General features: G+C 35.3%; 13 protein-coding genes. 5 read left to right on the forward strand and 8 right to left on the reverse strand.

The window, feature by feature from the left end; all coding sequences use genetic code 11:
• Positions 1 to 32: 32 nt before the first annotated feature.
• Positions 33 to 1,139 carry an NTP transferase domain-containing protein gene (locus PL77_RS31485; protein WP_082026411.1) on the reverse strand — a complete coding sequence of 369 codons (1,107 nt, stop codon included), beginning with the start codon at positions 1,137 to 1,139 and terminating at the stop codon, positions 33 to 35.
• Complete coding sequence (moaC, locus tag PL77_RS05675) at positions 1,140 to 1,634, reverse strand: cyclic pyranopterin monophosphate synthase MoaC (RefSeq protein WP_044202659.1); 495 nt, start codon at positions 1,632 to 1,634, stop codon at positions 1,140 to 1,142.
• Between the two features lie 55 nt (positions 1,635 to 1,689).
• On the opposite strand from moaC, the gene PL77_RS05680 reads away from it, so the two are divergent.
• Positions 1,690 to 2,907, forward strand: coding sequence for a molybdopterin molybdotransferase MoeA (locus PL77_RS05680; RefSeq protein WP_063768994.1), 1,218 nt, complete (start codon positions 1,690 to 1,692; stop codon positions 2,905 to 2,907).
• A gap of 3 nt (positions 2,908 to 2,910) precedes the next feature.
• Positions 2,911 to 3,276, forward strand: a complete 366-nt coding sequence (locus PL77_RS05685) for a hypothetical protein (protein ID WP_044202661.1) — start codon at positions 2,911 to 2,913, stop codon at positions 3,274 to 3,276.
• A gap of 80 nt (positions 3,277 to 3,356) precedes the next feature.
• Here the strand turns inward: PL77_RS05685 and PL77_RS05690 are convergent, their stop codons facing one another.
• The 5 genes from PL77_RS05690 to PL77_RS31710 all read right to left on the reverse strand — a co-directional run bounded on the left by PL77_RS05690 (position 3,357) and on the right by PL77_RS31710 (position 8,912).
• Complete coding sequence (locus tag PL77_RS05690) at positions 3,357 to 4,256, reverse strand: WD40 repeat domain-containing protein (RefSeq protein WP_052444199.1); 900 nt, start codon at positions 4,254 to 4,256, stop codon at positions 3,357 to 3,359.
• Positions 4,257 to 4,377: 121 nt separating this feature from the next.
• Positions 4,378 to 5,688, reverse strand: a complete 1,311-nt coding sequence (locus PL77_RS05695) for a fasciclin domain-containing protein (protein WP_044202663.1) — start codon at positions 5,686 to 5,688, stop codon at positions 4,378 to 4,380.
• A 306-nt stretch (positions 5,689 to 5,994) separates the two neighbouring features.
• Positions 5,995 to 7,572, reverse strand: a complete 1,578-nt coding sequence (nadB, locus tag PL77_RS05700) for an L-aspartate oxidase (RefSeq protein ID WP_044202665.1) — start codon at positions 7,570 to 7,572, stop codon at positions 5,995 to 5,997.
• Between the two features lie 87 nt (positions 7,573 to 7,659).
• Positions 7,660 to 8,658 carry a quinolinate synthase NadA gene (nadA, locus tag PL77_RS05705; RefSeq protein WP_082026412.1) on the reverse strand — a complete coding sequence of 333 codons (999 nt, stop codon included), beginning with the start codon at positions 8,656 to 8,658 and terminating at the stop codon, positions 7,660 to 7,662.
• 86 nt (positions 8,659 to 8,744) lie between these two features.
• The gene (locus PL77_RS31710) at positions 8,745 to 8,912 is read right to left on the reverse strand and encodes a hypothetical protein (RefSeq protein WP_156152256.1); all 168 of its coding nucleotides are present in this window, start codon (positions 8,910 to 8,912) and stop codon (positions 8,745 to 8,747) included.
• A 455-nt stretch (positions 8,913 to 9,367) separates the two neighbouring features.
• Here PL77_RS31710 and PL77_RS05710 point away from each other — a divergent pair, with 455 nt between their 5' ends.
• On the forward strand, positions 9,368 to 11,890 hold the full coding sequence (locus PL77_RS05710; RefSeq protein WP_371199170.1) for a DNA gyrase/topoisomerase IV subunit A: 2,523 nt from the start codon (positions 9,368 to 9,370) through the stop codon (positions 11,888 to 11,890).
• A 118-nt stretch (positions 11,891 to 12,008) separates the two neighbouring features.
• Here the strand turns inward: PL77_RS05710 and rmuC are convergent, their stop codons facing one another.
• The gene (gene rmuC / locus PL77_RS05715; protein WP_082026413.1) at positions 12,009 to 13,526 is read right to left on the reverse strand and encodes a DNA recombination protein RmuC; all 1,518 of its coding nucleotides are present in this window, start codon (positions 13,524 to 13,526) and stop codon (positions 12,009 to 12,011) included.
• Positions 13,527 to 13,790: 264 nt separating this feature from the next.
• Between rmuC and PL77_RS05720 the strand changes: the two genes are divergently transcribed.
• Together PL77_RS05720 and PL77_RS05725 are read left to right on the forward strand one after the other, a co-directional pair.
• Positions 13,791 to 14,825: a DUF481 domain-containing protein gene (locus PL77_RS05720; RefSeq protein WP_044202669.1), complete on the forward strand. Its 1,035-nt coding sequence runs from the start codon at positions 13,791 to 13,793 to the stop codon at positions 14,823 to 14,825.
• Positions 14,826 to 14,993: 168 nt separating this feature from the next.
• On the forward strand, positions 14,994 to 15,836 hold the full coding sequence (locus PL77_RS05725) for a hypothetical protein (protein WP_156152257.1): 843 nt from the start codon (positions 14,994 to 14,996) through the stop codon (positions 15,834 to 15,836).
• Positions 15,837 to 15,890 lie beyond the last annotated feature (54 nt).

The following is a 15,890-nucleotide window of genomic DNA, read 5'->3' on the forward strand; positions in this document are numbered from 1 at the left end:
CTATCAAAAAAAGGTGAATGGGGTTATTTTTTTTATAAAAGACCTTTCAATCGTTGATACTCTTCCGGTGTATTTGCATTGGTCATCTCCTCTTCATAAGTGGGAATGACTAATTCAATATCATTATTCATTAACGTTTTTAATGGAGAGGAATATCCCCAACTCAAAAACTCTAATAATTTACCGTAGGCTTTCGGTTCCCAAATACAAATTAATGGTTCTGGAAACTTCATGGTGGGACTCTTAAAAGTAGTCGCCAACTTCTGAGAGTTCCTCGATTGTACTAATTGATTGATCGAATTGACACTCAATAATGGTAAATCACATGCAACCACCAACCAAGCCGAATTAGGATCACTTTGGAGTGCAGATAAGATTCCGCCTAAAGGTCCTAACCCTAAAAACTTATCCTCCAACTGTTCAACCTCAGCATATTTGTCTTTTTTATCAGCAACAGACACAAAAACCTCTTCACAATATTGAGATAGTAGATCATAAGAATACTTCCACTGAGGTAGACCATGGTAATCTAACATGGCTTTATCTTCACCCATCCTAGTACTTTTACCACCCACCAATACCAAACCTTTTAATTGAGGCTTAACTTCAATATGTGATAAAATAAATGAAGTAATACCTTCCAAATCTGATGCTAAAAAAGTAGGTAAATCAGCCAACTCAGGTTTAACAGTTAATAGCTCATTGGGAATAGTTTGGTTACTTTCTTTAAATACAACGCCAATCGGATCTTTTATGTCTTCAACTTGTTCGATTAAAGAACTTCGATTATCAATAAACAGTAATTGCTGCTGACCTTTAAAATAGTTTCCATTGACGAATGTAATTGCACAATCTCTGAAGTAGGTTCTCAATTCAAATGCAGGAGTTGATACAGAAACATCAAACCTTTTGAACCCTGTATGATCATTATTATCAAAGATTTCTCCACTAATAAAAGGTACTTGCCCTTTGACTACCTTTTGATCTAAGAGTCCTACTTTTAGTGAAGGTAACTCTCTGAAAATATGCACGACAAACTCACGAATAGCATTGCTATCTACTCCCATTATGGCAATCTCATTGACACCATAATTCCCTATTTCTCTCTGTGATATTTTGGCTTTTTTCTGACGTTTCATCTATCTATTAAAATCCGATTTACCGCCTGTTTTGTGCATTAACTTTGTTTCTTTGATAACAATATCATGCGAAAGTGCCTTACACATATCATAAATCGTTAAAGCTGCAACGCTTGCACCTGTTAAGGCTTCCATTTCCACCCCAGTTTTTGAAGTAACAGACGCTGTACTTTTAATAGTAATTTCTGTTTCGGAAGACCAATCAATTTCTATGTTACACTTATCCAAAGGGAGTGGATGACAAAGAGGAATTAAATCCGATGTCTTTTTGGTTCCCATGATACCTGCAATCATCGCTGTTTGAAAAATCGACCCTTTCTTTGTCGAATTATCTTGACCTTGAATCTGAAGTGCCACTTCTTTTGGAAAGCTTATAACAGTTTGAGCAATCGCTATTCTTTTCGTTACACTTTTACCTCCCACATCTACCATAGAAGGGTTTCCTTCCTCATCAAGATGGGTCAAGGTATTGTTTTTTTCTTCTTCTTTTTTCATTCTTAAGCTTTCTATAAGTAATTTCGAAGTCCAATTTCTAAAGAAACAAACTACTATGCAAAATCAATTGATAGAACCATTAGAAGTTGACCAAATAATTAGTCAGGTCGCTTTAAAAACAGAGGTAATAACGGTTTCACTTTCAGAAGCAATAGGTAAAGTATTGGCAGAAGCTATTCATGCAGATCGTGATTTCCCTCCATTTAACCGAGTGGCTATGGATGGAATAGCCATTAATTATAATGCAATTGAAAAAGGAAAGCATCAGTTTAAAATTGAAGGTGTTCAGGCTGCAGGAAGTCCACAAATGACACTTCAGGACACTGAAAATTGCTTGGAAGTGATGACAGGTGCCATGTTACCTGAAAATGCAGATGTAGTAATCCCTTATGAGTGGACACAAAAAGAAGGCGACGCAATGATCGTTGAAGACTTCAACAATATTCAGTCTTTTGGCAACATCCATAAACAAGGAAATGACCAAAAAGAAGGTGATCTACTACTTGAAAGTGGTACTCCTATTACATCAGCTGAAATTGGATTATTAGCTACGGTTGGTAAATATGAAGTAAAGGTATACGCAAAACCAAAAGTGGCCATTATCGCCACTGGTGATGAATTAGTAAATATTGAAGACACTCCTGCTCCTCATCAGATCAGAATGTCAAATTGCTTTACGATTCAAAGCCGATTACAAGAAGAAGGATTAGATTCTAAAATCTTTCATCTTAAAGATGATTATGAGCGTTTAAAACAAGCGATACAGTCACTTTTTGAAGAATATGATATTTTTGTATTCAGTGGTGGCGTTTCAAAAGGAAAGTTTGATTATCTTCCAAAAGTATTTGAGGAATTGGGTGTTTCCAAGAAGTTTCACGGTGTTAAACAAAGACCAGGAAAACCTTTTTGGTTTGGGGTAACAGCTAAAAACCAACCTATTTTTGCATTACCGGGCAATCCTGTCTCAACTTATTTATGTACAAATAGGTATTTGATGCCTTGGTTATACAAACAAGAATGTATTAGTGCGCCTCTAGTGCAACAATACGCTACATTGGCGGATGAGTTTACTTTTAAGAAGCCACTTTCCTTCTTCTTACAAGTTAAAGCCCATTATGATGAAGACGGCAAACTTTGGGCACAACCTATTAAAGGTGGAGGATCAGGCGATATGACGAGCCTATTACAAGCCAATGCTTTCCTTGAATTACCAGGAGAAAAAAGTGATTTCTCTAAAGATGAAAAATTACCAATTTGGTTCTATAAAAAATAGATTATGAAATTAAGATTATTAGACAACAGCATCCGATTAAGATTGAATAAAGTCGATCTTGATACTCTTTATAATGAAGGTGAAGTTTGGACTGTTTCACAATTAGGAAAAACCTCTTTTGCTTATGGCGTCAAATCTGTAGAGCAAGGAGAGATGAGTGTTGACATGGAAAATAACCGCTTACAGTTCCACCTTAATGTTGAGCAAATCAACGAGTGGCATTCTACAAGTAAAGTAGGTTATTCTTCTGTTCAGAATAACGAAGATGGTTCTTCATTGAAATTATTGATTGAAAAAGACTTCAAGTGTCTGACTGATCGTGATGAAGACGAAAGCAACAACTTTGAAAATCCGAACAGTACTTGCTAGGCTCATCTTGTTTATTATAAATGAATAATCCACTCTTTACATTATGATAAAGAGTGGATTATTTTTTAATGAGGTCCTTTTTATTCTACATTCCACTTCTCAAGCCTTCTATTGCTTGATGCAATAAACTGTTTTCCATCAGGTAAAACAGCTATCACTTCATGACTTCCAAAATGTGTATAAGATTGTATTTTTTTCCCAGATTCAATATCCCATAAATCTAAATAACCCGTACTACTTGCAATAAAACGCTCACCATCGGGCAATAATGATATTGCTTTATGACTTCCTCTTTCCGTATATGAAAGTAACTTTTGTCCCGTTTCAACATCCCACAAATCCAAGTAACCGGTACTTCCGGCAATAAAACGTTCACCATCAGGCAAAACTACAATAGCTTCATGATTGCCAGACTTTGTATAGGTCTTCAACTTCTCGCCTGTCTCTACGTCCCATAAATCCAGATAACCTGTACTGCCTGCTACAAAACGTTTACCATCAGGTAAAACGGCTATTGCTTTGTGACTTCCCGATTTTGTATAGGTCAACAACTTTTCTCCCGTTTCAATATCCCATAAATCTAAATAGCCAGTACTACCGGCAATAAAACGTTTACCATCAGGTAAAATAGCAATTGCTTCATGACTACCGGATTTTGTGTAAGTCATCAACTTCTCTCCCGTCTCAATATCCCATAAATCTAAATAGCCAGTACTACCAGCAATGAAACGTTTACCATCTGGAAGAACGGCTATCGCTTTATGACTACCCCAATTCGTAAACGTTTTTACTTTTTCACCCGTCTCTACATTCCAAAGATCCAAAAAACCAGTACTACCAGCTATAAAGTGTTTACCATCAGGTAAAATGGCTATTGCCTCATGATCTCCAGTTTTGGTATAAGTGAAAATAGCGTCCGAGCCACGATCAAAGGCACATAATAGATAAACAAAAGAGAGTAAGACTAGTTTCTTGTACATTGTATAGCATTTAGAATTGAATGAATATTTTCAATATACACTTTTTCATAAAAAAATGAACCACATCAGAATTGATGTGGTCCATAAAAAATAACTAATACTCTATTCAATTTAAATTTACCTAATCTGTAATTACTTCATTAATAATGTGAATGATACCGTTTGAAGCTCCAACATTAGGTTGTGCGACTGTAGCACCTCCAATAGTGATTACGCCATCTACAACGCTTACCGTCAACATTGCACCACCAAGTGTTTCTACCATATCACCATCATTTAAGTCTGTTGATAATACCTTATTTGGCACCACATGATTTGCTAGAATAGCTGCCAATTGTTCTTTTGTCAATGAAATGTCACCTAATTTTGCGAAAGCAGCATCAGTTGGTGCTAATACCGTATATTCTGCTAACTCACCATCAACAAAATCTACATTAAAGTCAGATAATAACTCAGTAGTAGTTAACGCTCCAATTAATTCAGTAAAATCACCCGCTGTAATTGCCACATCCACGATTGTAGACGGTGTCAATACTTTATCGATTACATGTACAACACCATTGATTGCTTCAATATTAGCAATTTCTACCATTGCATCACCAATTTTCACCATTTCACCATCTAGCATTACTTCAAGACTTGTGTTGATTGATGTTTCAACTTTGCCGTTTTCTAAGGCACTAGAAAGTACTTTTGATGATACTACGTGATGCTGTAGGATTCTTTGTAATTCTTCTTCTGTAAAATCATCAAGATTGATACCTGCTTCTGTAAAAGCAGCATCTGTTGGTGCAAATACTGTAAGAGAATTTGTAGCTGTAGCAAAAGGAGCCACTAGTTTAGCTTTGTCTAATGCCGCCACTAAAGATGTGAAGTTATTGCTGATTGCGACTTGTGCAATAGTCAATGCTTGAGAAGGTACGATTACACTCTCAATACCATGAATTACACCATTATCGGCTTCAATATTTGGTGATCCTACTTTGGCACCACCAACCATTACGTTACCACCTGAAATTTCAACTTCAAGTTTTGTTCCTGCTAATGTTGTTAACATGTCTCCATTATTTAAGTCTGTAGACATTAATTTTCCTTCGACAACGTGATGCTTCAGTAAAATATCAAGTGCTTCTGCTGATAAATCATCGAAAGAAGAAATTCCGTTGTTAGCTGCTAAAAGTTGTGTAAAGGCCGCGTTTGTTGGTGCAAATACTGTGTATTCTTTCGTTGCATCTGCAAATGTACCTACTAAGTTTGCTGAACCTAATGCGGTTACAAGTGTAGAGTAATCACTTGCAGAAGACGCTACATCGGCAATAGTGTTTGTTGGAAGGTTTGTGATTGGCGGAGTGTCATCATCTTCGTTACATGACGTGATTGAAAATAGAATTGAGAGGACGAATAAAAGTTTTGCTAAATCTAAAGTTTTCATCTCATTTAAGATTTTATGGTTGAAAATTCAGACTTATAAATTTTGTGTAACTATTTTTTGTTTAAACAAATTCAAAAATTATTAAACAAAATAACCTCAAACGTGAATCCAACACCCTCAATTTCGGGGTTTTTGATATCAAAATAAGGGTAAATAAGACATTTACTCCCTTGAAAAAAATTTCAAAAAATAGAACAACACGAAATGTTAAAACAAAGTTTAGTTAAACAAAGTTCCTTGATTTGTTAATTTTTTAGCTTAAAAACAAAAAATCCACTCAACATAATTGCGAGTGGATTTTTCATTTTATTCATAATCTATAGAATAATGAAGACCAATATTCTCATGCCTTCCTTTTGCTCCTGTTATAATGAGGTAAGTAATGGTAATCATATTCCTCAACTCACATAAAGGTTGAGAAATGACTGTCTTTTTATAAAGTGCTTCAGTCTCCTCATAAATAAGTCCAGTTCTTGTAAATGCCCTTTTGAGACGTTCGTCAGATCTAACAATTCCAACATAATTGGACATTACTCTTTGTAAATCACTTCTGGATTGAGAAATCAAAACCATTTCCTCTGGTACTGTAGTACCATCTTTGTTCCATTCGGGGATACCTTTTTTCCAATCTGTCTTATCGATCAGCTGAATTGCAGTTTCAAAAGCTTCATGGGCATAAACAGCTGCTTCCAATAAAGAATTTGAAGCTAGACGATTTGCACCATGTAAACCTGTACAAGTACATTCGCCACAAGCTAATAAGTTATTGATGCTTGTTTCTGCTTTAGTATTGACTACAATTCCACCACATAAATAATGTGATGCGGGTGCAACAGGGATAAAATCTTTTGTGATATCAATCCCCATATCCAAGCAAGTCTTATAAATAGAAGGAAAATGCCCTTTGAGTTCTTCTTCATCAATTAAGGTAGCGTCCAACCACACATGATCTTTCCCTTCCTTCTTCATTTCCGAGTCAATCGCTCTTGCCACCACATCCCTTGGGGCTAGAGAACCACGCTCATCATATTTTTTGACAAAGTCTTTCCCTTTACTATTTCTGAGTATTGCACCTGCTCCCCTCATTGCTTCCGTAATTAAGAAAGCATTTCCTTCATGGCCTCTTTGATACAAAGCTGTAGGATGGAATTGTACAAACTCCATATGATTTACTTCCCCTTTTGCTCTGTAGGTCATTGCAATACCATCACCTGTCGCAACACTTGGATTGGTCGTTGTATTATATACTTGTCCAATACCACCGGTCGCTAAAAGAGTTACTTTAGAAAGAATTGTTTCAACTTCACCAGATGTTTTATTGAGAGCATAAATCCCATAGCATTGTGTATCCTTTCTATACCTTGTTACATCTTCACCGAGATGATGTTGAGTAATCAGGTCCACTGCATAATATTCCTGCAAAATCTCTACATTATCGTAGCTCTTAATTGCGTTCAACAATGCTCTTTGAATCTCTTGCCCTGTTACATCTTTGAAATGTAGAATACGGTGATCTGAATGACCTCCTTCTTTGGCTAGATTGTATTCACCATCTTCAGACTTATCAAATTGAGTCCCCCAATTAATAAGTTCTCTGATTCTGTCAGGACCATTTTCAACGACCAACTTCACTACCTCTTCATTATTGATATGTGAACCGGCTACTAATGTATCTTTGATGTGTTTCTCGTAAGAATCGTCTGCATCAATTACAGCAGCGATTCCTCCTTGTGCATATCTGGTATTACTTTCAAAAGGATCATCTTTTGTGATCAAGCAAATCTTTGGGTGATGATTTTTACTTTGAAAGTGTTCGCACAGTTTCAAAGCGTAGCTGAGACCTGCAATACCAGAACCCACGATTAGAAAATCAACTTTCTTCATGGACTGTATTAAAAAAATTAAAGCTGTTTATTAAAGTAGAAGTAAAAATATACTTCACTACTTATAACAAACAGCTTTAATCAAGGTTTATGATAACTCAAACATTCTCTCGATTGAGCCTATTGCTTTAAGTCGGATGTCTTCTGGAACATCAACTTCTGGATATTCATATTGTAAACAATTGTATACTTTTTCTAAAGTATTCATTTTCATGAAATGGCACTCAGAACAAGCACAAGTATTATCTTCTTTTGAAGGGGCTGGAATTAAGTTTTTATGAGGAACAGCTTCTCTCATTTTATGTAAAATTCCTGCTTCAGTAGCTACAATATAAGCATCTGCTTCATCATTTTGCACATACTTCAACAACGCAGCTGTTGAACCAACGAAGGAAGCTACTTTTAATAAAGGCATTTCTGATTCTGGGTGAGCAATGATTTTTGCATGAGGATATTCCTTATGTAAATCAAGTATTTTCTCTAATGCAAATGCCTCGTGTACCACACATGCTCCGTCCCATAATAACATATCACGACCAGTTTCTTTCATGATATATTTACCAAGGTTACGGTCTGGTGCGAAGATAATTTTTTCGTCTTCTGGAAGACTATTGATGATTTTTAGTGCATTTGTAGAAGTAACTGTAATGTCAGTGTAAGCTTTTACTTCTGCTGAGGAGTTGATATAAGTAACAACGGTATGATCAGGGTGTTTCTTTACAAAATCACCAAATTCTTCTGCTGGTGCAGCTTCCGCTAATGAACAACCTGCTTTAAAGTCAGGTAAAATCACCTTCTTATTTGGATTGATGATTTTTGCTGTTTCAGCCATAAAGTGCACGCCTGCAAATAAAATAATATCAGCGTCTGTATCCGCTGCTTTTTGTGCTAGTGCTAAACTGTCCCCAACAAAATCTGCCAAATCTTGAATCTCAGCATCTTGATAATAATGTGCCAAAAAAACAGCGTTTTTTTCTTCTTTCAAACGTGTAATTTCAGCCTTAAGATCGGTGGGGTTATTGTCCATCACATCGATAAAACCCAACTGATCTGCTCTATCTTTAAGCTCTTGTGTAAGCATTTTCATTAAATCTACGGTATTTTTAACGGCGTAAAGTTAATGAAACTTTGGGAATAGAGAGATTTTAATTGTGTAAAAATTAAACTAAGGAACTAAATTTTTGGACATTTCTTACAATGCTTCCCTTTTCGTTTATATTTCTTACAGCAGTTCTTTTTCTTACAAGTAACCTCTGAACTCAATTCGTCTCCTTCTACTGAAAGCATATCAAGTAACTGCTTACTTGTTGTAGATAAAAAAATAGGATCTTGTTGAATCATAGTTTAATTTATTTAGATTAATTCTACTTAACAGCTGCAATATAAATGATTAATTAGATTAAATCTAAATTAAAAAGGATTTTTTTGTGAATACTTATAACCTTTTAAAGGGGAAGTAGAAAGTTTTAGCATAGGTACAACACTTTAAAAAGGGGAATTGATCAAAGAAAAAACACATCCCGCTTTAAAATGTATCATTAATAAACAAAATATTCTACTATATTGAACAATGGTGCTTATTTTATAATTAATGTTATTTTTTTACGCATCAAGAAAATATAGTCGTCATTTTCACACCTTTCGATAAAATTCATTTGTATGATTCTGACATTTCTATATTTTTGTGACATTCGCAATTTTTTTGACGGCAATTTACTTTAAGAAGGAACGTGGAAAACGAGCAATCAACAAATAGTTCAGATAATAATGGCAATAAAGTAGTTCACATTGATGGTATGTACCAAAACTGGTTCTTGGATTATGCATCTTATGTAATCCTAGAGAGAGCGGTACCTAGTATTTATGATGGGCTAAAACCTGTACAGAGAAGAATTCTTCATGCTATGAAAGAATTGGACGATGGCAGGTTCAATAAGGTGGCAAATATCATTGGTTCTACCATGCAGTATCACCCTCACGGTGATGCTTCTATTGGTGATGCCATTGTACACTTGGGACAAAAAGAACTCCTTATCGAAACACAAGGTAACTGGGGTGACATCAGAACAGGTGACAGTGCAGCGGCACCAAGATATATTGAAGCAAGGCTTTCTAAATTTGCTTTAGAGGTAGTTTTCAATCCCAAAACAACGGATTGGCAACTTTCTTATGATGGTAGAAAGAAAGAACCAATTAACCTTCCTGTTAAATTCCCATTATTACTGGCTCAAGGTGTTGAAGGTATTGCGGTGGGTTTGGCAACGAAGATTATGCCTCACAACGTCAAGGAACTGATTAAAGGTTCTATTGACATCCTGAAAGGTAAGAAAGTCAACCTTGTTCCTGATTTCCCTACGGGTGGTTTGGCAGATTGTTCCAACTATAATAATGGTCTGAAAGGTGGTAAAGTTCGTTTGAGAGCAAGAATTGAGTCACCGGATAGTAAGACGTTATTGATCAAAGAGATTCCGTTTACTTGTACGACTTCAAGTTTGATTGATTCCATCATTAAAGCCAATGATCAAGGAAAAATCAAAATCAAGAAAGTAATCGACAACACTGCTCAGGAAGTGGAAATCGAGGTACAATTGGCAAATGGCCAGTCTCCAGACGTAACAATTGCCGCACTTTATGCCTTTACAGATTGTGAAGTTTCTATTTCTCCCAACTCATGTGTGATTGTGGATGAGACTCCTGTATTTATGGGAGTGGAAGAAATTCTTAAAAACGATACGGATCATACTGTAAACCTTCTTGAAGCAGAGCTAAAGATCAAGAAAGGGGAATTACAGGAGAAAATTCTATTCAGTTCATTAGAGAAAATCTTTATTGAAAATAGAATCTACAGAGATATTGAAGAGTGTGAAACTTGGGAAGCGGTTTTAGAAACAATTGATACAGGTTTGAACCCTTACAAACCAAGCTTCTATAGAGAAATCACTCAAGATGATATTATTCGTTTGACTGAAATCAAAATTAAGAGAATCTCTAAGTTTGATACGTTCAAGGCGGATGAGCTATTAAAAAACTTATTAGATGAATTAAAAGAAGTAGAATACAACCTTGAGCATATCATTGAGTTTGCTATTTCATACTTCACTAATCTTCTTAAAAAATACGGAAAGGATCATGAGCGTTGTACTGAATTGACAACTTTTGATACGATCCAAGCTTCTAAAGTAGCGGCCAACAATGCCAAACTTTATGTCAATAAGAAAGAAGGATTTATCGGTTACAACCTCAAACGTCAAGATGGTGTAGAGGAAGTGATGGACTGTTCTGATATTGATAATATTATTGTATTTAGAAATACGGGTGAATATGTGATCACAAAAATCGGAGAGAAGAAATTTGTGGGTAAAAACATTATTCATGCGGAAGTCTATGTAAAAGGTGACGAAAGAAAGGTATATAATGCCATCTACCTTGATGGTGCGACAGGCATTACAAGAGTAAAACGTTTCCAAGTACCGAGTTTTACAAGAGACAAAGAATACAATGTTACAAAGGGTACACCTAAGTCGAAAGTGACTTACTTTACCTCCAACCCTAACGGTGAGGCAGAAATTGTAGGCGTTTCATTATCACCTAACTGTTCTGCAAAAGTAAAATCGTTTGAATATGATTTTGCTGATTTGGAGATTAAAGGCAGAAGCTCTCAAGGTAATATCTTAACGAAATATCCTGTAAGAAGAGTCACATTGAAACGTGAAGGTGTATCTACTCTTCCTGCCATTGACCTTTGGTACGATGATGCTGTTGGCGTATTAAATAAAGACGAAAACGGTAAGTACTTAGGTAAATTCAAAGATGAAGATCGTATCATTGTTTTCTATGAAGACGGTGAGTACGAGTTAACCAACTTTGAAGTGACGAATCGTTATGAGGCCAAGAAGGTAGTATTGATTGAGAAATTCCTTCCATACAAAGCCATTTCTGCTGTTCATTATGATACTAATAATAGACAATATTATATCAAGCGTTTCCATATCGAAACGTCTACCATGAACAAACGCTTTAAGTTTATCAACGAAGCCAATGCTTCAAGATTACTTCTAGTCACTACTCAACTTTCTCCTGATGTAGAATTGAAATACACTAACGGTAGAAAACGAGAGAAAACAAAAGTGAACTTGAAAGAGTTTGTAGAAGTGAAAGGCTGGAAAGCACTAGGTAATAAACTCCCTTACGATAAAGTAACAGATGCCAAATTACTTTCTGCGGATGACCCGGTTGATACTTCGGATCAAAACAGTAAGCCTTCTGAAAAGAAAGATGACAACAACGATGAAGGAAGAGATTCTTTGAAGTTGTTCTAAAAATAAAAAACGACTGAACAGATAATTGTTCAGTCGTTTTTGTTTCAAGAATATCCAATATCGTAATGAATTGAAAATACACCCATGATTGAAAATTAAATTAGAAAAGGAAGAATAATTACTCACTCAACCCTTCCGGCAAACTCTTCTTAGGATTTAAATTCCCTTTTTTCTTCATATCATTCACTAAAGAAATAAAGTTTCCTTTCCCTTCTGAAAGTTGCCCAACAGCTTTATCTACATCCCCTTTTGTGGCATTAATTTTCTTTTGAAGATCCAACATCGTTTCTACAAAACCTCTTGCTTTATCATAAATTCTAGTCGCATGTTTGATGATATCTTCAATATTTTTTTGTTGATGCTCATTTCTCCAAAGTTCTTCTATCACTTTAAGCGTCGCCATTAAAGTGGTTGGACCAACGATCACTACTTTTTTATGATAAGCATAATCCCAAAGTGCGTCATCTTCTTGTAATGCCACCAAAAACGCAGGTTCGATTGGGATAAACATCATGACATAATCCAATGTTTGAATTCCCTCTAATTGTTGGTAATTACGCTTTGCCAGCTCATCAATATGGCTTTTCAGAGCACGTATATGTAATTGTATTTCGTGCTGTTGCTCTATCTTATCTTCAGCGTTTATAAAACGTTCGTAAGCATTTAAAGATACCTTTGAATCGACTATAATTTGCTTTCCTTCAGGGTAATTGATGATAACATCAGGCTTCTGTAAATCTCCCTCTTCTGTTCTGTAAGTTGGCTGAACGAGGTACTCATGCCCTTCTCTTAGTCCTGATTTTCTTAATACAGAGTCCAAGATCATTTCCCCCCAATCCCCTTGTGTTTTGGTATCTCCTTTTAAGGCTTTCGTTAAGTTTTGAGCATCCTGGGAAATTTGATTATTCAATTCTCTCAACATCTTCAATTCCGTTCTTAAAGAAGAGCGTTCATTGGATTCTTTACCATAACTGTCCTCAATCTTTTTCCTAAAGTTTTCAATTTGATCCTTAAAAGGGTTCAGTACCAAATCTAGGTTACTTCTATTTTGTTGAGTGAATTTATGGGTGTTTTCTTCAAAAATACGTTGGGCAAGGTTTTCAAATTCCTTCTTGAAATGTTGATTAAGTTGTTGTACTTCGTGATTTTGCTTCCCTAATTTTTCTTCCAAGAAAGTAAGCTTCTCTTGTAATACAGCTACATCATTTTTAAGAGTTGAGTTCTCTTCACTCAAGGTCAAATTTAAATTTTCCAACTCTAATTTCCCTTGTTGAACCACTTCTAGTGTACCTTTATTTTTAGCATCTGTGCTTACAACTAGATCATAACTCGTTCTGAGGTCTTTCAATTGGCCTTGAACTTCCACTAATTTAGTGGACTTCTCTTCCACTCTAACTTTAGAAGTATTAATTTCAACTGAAAGCTGATTATTTTTGGTCTTTAATTGCTCCAATTCGGCCTTCAATTGTTCTTGATTTTGATTGAGCTTTAGACGTTCCTTTACCTCTAATCTAAATCTAGCTTCCTCATTTGCGTATTTTTGACGGTAATAAAAATACACAAAGCAGGCCCCAATCATTAAGCCTAAAAAAAATACAATAATGAGTAATATGATAACGGAAGTCTCTAACTGCATAACCTTTTGAACAATCGTTTTGATAAAGTTTACACGAAGTTAGTAGAAATAGAGTATTACAGAAAACGAATTTAATTTAAGAAAGTAAGAGTTTATAGTGAAGTTACTTATTCTCAACACTTCAAATAGTTTGCAATTCTATTTTATTTCAGAAAAAATGTTTTTAAATTTTAATCAAATAATCAAACATTATTATTAAACAGTTTGATCAACCCATTGACATTAACACTTACAACCCTATAATTTAACTACTCAATACTAAAAATGAGAAAATTCATACTATTATTATTCTGCTTTGTCCCTCTGTTTTCATTTGCACAAATGGACTCATTAGTCATGATCAATGGAGACATTATTGTTGGTGAAATAAAAAGCATGGATAGAGGTGTCATTGAAATTGAAACCGATTATTCAGATTCTAACTTTAAAATAGAATGGGAAGGTATACAAAGCATGGTTTGTAATACAGACTTTATGGTCACCCTTTCGAATGGAAAAAGGGTCAGCGGTAAGATAGTATCGAATGACCCCGAATCTTTCCAGATTGTTTCCGATGAAGAAGGCACTCTTGATGTCGATCCGAATGATATTGTTTATCTAAAGTCAGTAGAAAAAACATTCTTAAGTAAACTTTCGGCCAGTATAGACCTCGGTTATAGTTATGCAAAAGCGAATAACCTCTCACAACTTAACGGTTCTGCTTTTATAGGTTACAATACCAAAAGGTGGGCACTCTCGCTTAGTTTAAATAGCCTACGGTCAACACAAGACAATGTGGACGCTATCGAAAGAAATGACGGTACGCTTACGGGAAATTATTTCCTGCCTTATGGTTTTTATGGAACGGCCGACTTCAGATACCTTACCAATACTGAACAATCCATACAACTACGTACCACTACTTCATTGGGTATTGGTAAATACATTATCCATACCAATGCAGCGTATTGGGGTTTCTCTACCGGAGCATCGTTCTTGAATGAAACATTTAGTCAGACAACAGATGAAAACGGAGATCCCTTCACCAAACCTTCCAACAATAGTGCTGAATGGTACATTGGTACAGAAATCAACTTATTTGACACGGGTGACCTATCCTTTAATACCAACGCCAGAGGTTCAAGAACATTAAGTGGTGGAGATCGTTGGCGTGCTGATGTTGGAGCAAATGTAAAATATGACCTTCCTTATGATTTTTATGTTAAAGCAGGTTACAATATGAACTACGATAGTCAGCCAGCAGAAGCAGGTAAAGAAGTCGATTACCAATATTCTTTTGGTTTTGGGTGGGAATTGTAAGATTTTACAGAAAAGTATCCTTTTTCGTTTTTAAAAAAAGCTTGAGATGTATTATTTTGTGGGACAACTTACAAAAGCAGAATGACTGAAAAGATTTTTTTAAATAAAGTTAGCAAACGAAGGAAAATACTTGTAGGGTTAGTTATTACACTTTTACTACTGAATCTTTTGCAACTGTACTTAAGGTCTGATAATACTTCACATCTTCAAGATCGAGTCCAAAGTAAAAATGTGGAGCTCGTTTTGACCTATACAAAATTGGATTCTATTTCAACAGAGTTGAATAAACAGATTCAAATTCTTGATCTTATGAACGAGGATATTGACTCTCTTACTCGTATAAAAAATTCTCTTGAAATGGAGAAAAAAGAGCTTAGATCCATACAGCTAATCGAAGAGAACCGCTATAACCAAATTAAAAGTAAGGTCAGTGTTTATGAAGGTATTTTGAAAAGAAGGGATTTACAAATTACTTCTCTCAAAGATGTTAATGACTCTTTGACTTCAGAAAATCAATACCTCGTTCAACAAAAAAATACTTTAACAACACAAATTGATTCGTTACAAGAACACCAAGGTGAACTTGAAAAAATCATTGATGATGCAAAAGCATTAAGAGCATACAATATCACAATTTGGGGAGGTAGTAAGAAGCACCGATTAAAAGAAGGTATATCATTTAAGAGAAAAAGCACTTCACAAGTCGCTATCCGTTTTAAACTTTCACCTAATAATTTAATCCAAGAAGAAAATAAAGATATATTCCTCTGCTTAATTGATGAAGAGGGTGCTACTATTTACAACCCCGATAATCAAATCAAGTTCTTTAGATTAAAAGGATCTGATGAAAACCGTTTTTACACTTGTAAAAAAACGCTTTCTTATCAAAATGACTTGCAAAATGTGGAACTGATTTATGAGTCTGAAAACCTACTCAATAGGGGAGATTACAGTGTGAATTTATACTGTGATGGTGAGCTTTTAGGAGAATCTTCTTTCTCTATCCTATAGCCTTTTTAAGGTTGAGAACACATTTCTGGTTTATTTTTAAAACAAAGCCTTTTT

Source organism: Flammeovirga sp. OC4, from assembly GCF_000812565.1.
GTDB lineage: Bacteria > Bacteroidota > Bacteroidia > Cytophagales > Flammeovirgaceae > Flammeovirga.